General features: G+C 81.5%; 1 pseudogene. It reads left to right on the forward strand.

Annotation, left to right across the window (positions count from 1 at the left end):
• Positions 1-686, forward strand: a pseudogene (locus I6A81_RS07465) (hypothetical protein); the annotation flags it as partial.

The raw sequence follows: 686 nt of genomic DNA on the forward strand, positions 1-686 counted from the left end.
GGCAGGCCCAGGACGGCCGCGATCTGTGCCCGGACCACGTCGGCCACCGCCGCGCGCCCGCCCGCCGCGGCCACGCCCGCCGAGGTCGACGGCGCGTCGGCGGCCGTTCCGGTGGTCGGGACCGCGTGGGAGCCACGCCGCGCCTGGCCCCCGACGCCGCTGGACGCCCCCGACCCGGGTGAACTGGTCACGGTGCTGGTGCCGGTGGCGGGCCTGGCCCCGGTGGCCGGCCTGGCCGTGCCCGACCAGCGGCCGGGAGAGCTTCCCGCGCCGGAACGGCCCGCCGCGGGAAGCGAGGGAGTGGGACCAGGCCCGGCGGAGCACCCGGCGCGGCACCCGGCGCAGTCGCCCCCCGGCCTGCGCCTGTGGACCGGCGCGCTTCCGGGTGGGACGACGGCGACGGTCACGATCGGTGAGGTGGCCGTGTCGGTGGCCGAACCTCAGGCCGACGCCGCCCTCGTCAGCCTGGGCGATGGCGACGCCGAGGGGGCGCCGGGCGGGGCGCCGTGGGCAGGCACGGTATCCCAGGCGCCGTGGTTCCCGCCGCCCGTGTGGTGGTTCCCCGCGCCGGCACCCGGGCGGCGGGCGGCCGCCGGGCGCGGCCTCGACGATCCGAACGCTCCGACGAAGCCGCTTCGCCTCGTCCCCGGCTCGCCCCCGCGGGGGCGGGGGCGCGGCGGGCGGGC

It is taken from the genome of Frankia nepalensis, assembly GCF_016786325.1.
Taxonomy (GTDB): domain Bacteria; phylum Actinomycetota; class Actinomycetes; order Frankiales; family Frankiaceae; genus Pseudofrankia; species Pseudofrankia nepalensis.